At 73.4% G+C, this 1,913-nt stretch carries 1 protein-coding gene; it reads left to right on the top strand.

From position 1 onward, the window contains the following. Positions 1–619 precede the first annotated feature (619 nt). Entirely contained in the window at positions 620–1,822 is a 1,203-nt protein-coding gene (locus ABZ281_RS47775; protein WP_356664940.1) for an amino acid deaminase/aldolase, read from the top strand. Positions 1,823–1,913: the final 91 nt, after the last annotated feature.

Below are 1,913 nucleotides of genomic sequence, written 5' to 3'. Positions count from 1 at the left end.
GGGGGGGGTTGCTGGGGACTCGGCGGGCGGGGTGGGGGGGGGCTCGGAGCGTCGGGGTGAGGGTGGGGCGGGCTCGTCGCGTCGGGGTGCGGTGGCGTCGAGGTTCGTGGCGCCGAGGCTCGGGAAACGGGGGCGGCCGTTCGATCGGTCGGAGGACTGCGCGCCGTCCGGCCCGGGCGGGGTGGCTGCCGGTCCCGTCGCGGGGCCGGAGGCTGTGCCCGGGGTGTCCCGCGCGTCCGTCGCCGGGTCCTCCGGCGTGGCCGGCGGGTGTGACGGGCGCGGTGGGGTGGCGGGGCGCGGTGGGGTGGTGGGGGGCGGAGGGAAGGAGGCGCGTCGCGCTTCCGTGCTCATGCACCCCCCGTTTCCTCATGCCCGGGCCGCTCGTCCGGCGCGGGCCGGTGTCGTCCCGCCCGAGGCCCGGCACCGAATCGTCCCGGGCACACATACCCGTACGGATGGAGCGTCATCCCGGCACGGATCCCCGGCCGGCGTCCTCCGCCGTACGTGCGCGTCACTCTACGGCTTGTCCCTGGGCGAACGGGAACCAGTCCACGACGCCGAGGCATCTGCCCGGAACGTCCCCCTACCCTGCGGTAATCCAGTCTGGCAGGCTGCGTTCATGACTGCGCGCGCCGCCGACCGGGCCCGTTACGACCGGGCCACCGCCCATCTCGACGCCCCTCTCGCGATCGTGGACCTGGAGGCTTTCGACGCCAACGCCGCCGATCTGGTCCGCCGCGCCGGGGGCAAGCCGATCCGCGTGGCCAGCAAGTCCGTACGTTGCCGGACGCTGCTGGAACGCGTCCTGGCCCGGGAGGGCTTCGCGGGGATCATGTCGTTCACACTCGCCGAGTCGCTGTGGCTGGCCCGGTCGGGGTTCGACGATGTGCTGCTCGCCTACCCGTCCGCCGACCGTGCGGCCTACGCCGAACTCGCCGGTGATCCCAAGCTCGCCGCCGTCGTGACCGTCATGGTCGACGACGTCGCCCAGCTGGATCTGATCGACGCCTCTCGCGGTGGCGGGCGTGAAGTGGTGCGGGTGTGCCTGGAGTTGGACACCTCCCTGAAGCTGCTCGGTGGGCGGGTGCGGGTCGGGGCCCGGCGTTCGCCGCTGCACTCCCCCGCCCAGGTCGCCGACGTGGCACGTGCGGTGGCCCGGCGGCCCGGCTTCGAGGTCGTGGGGATCATGGCGTACGAAGGGCATGTCGCCGGGGTCGGGGACTCGCTGGCCGGGCGTCCGCTGCGGTCCCGTGCCATCCGGCTGATGCAGGCCACCGCCAAGCGTGAACTCGCCGAGCGTCGTGCGGAGGTGGTGCGCGCGGTGCGGGCCGTCGTGCCGGGCCTGGAGTTCGTCAACGGCGGCGGCACCGGCTCGGTGCAGCACACGGCGGCCGAGGACGCGGTGACCGAGATCGCCGCCGGGTCGGGGCTGTACGTGCCGCGCCTGTTCGACAACTACACCTCGTTCAGCGGCCGTCCGGCGGCTCTCTTCGCCATGCCCGTGGTGCGGCGGCCGGGGGTGGGAGTCGTGACGGTCCTCGGCGGCGGTTACCCCGCCTCGGGTGCGGCCGGCGCCGACCGGTCGCCCGTGCCGCATCTGCCCGAAGGGTTGCGCTACGACCCGCAGGAGGGGGCCGGTGAGGTGCAGACGCCGCTGCTGGGATCACCCGCCGACGACCTGCTGATCGGGGACAAGGTGTGGTTCCGGCACGCGAAGGCCGGTGAGCTGTGCGAGCGGTTCGACGCGCTGCACCTGGTCGAGGGCGACGCGGTGACGGCATCCGTGCCCACCTATCGCGGCGAGGGGCACACGTTCCTCTAGGGAGCGTATTCGGTTGTGATCATCAGGTGGTCCGGGTGAGCTCTCTGAGCCAGATCATCGAGGCGCGCAGATGAAGGCCGGCGAGGTAGCT

The organism is Streptomyces sp. NPDC006265 (assembly GCF_040613555.1).
Lineage (GTDB): Bacteria > Actinomycetota > Actinomycetes > Streptomycetales > Streptomycetaceae > Streptomyces.
Note: the sequence above shows the minus strand (reverse complement) of the source record. Positions and strands in the feature narration are given on the sequence as shown.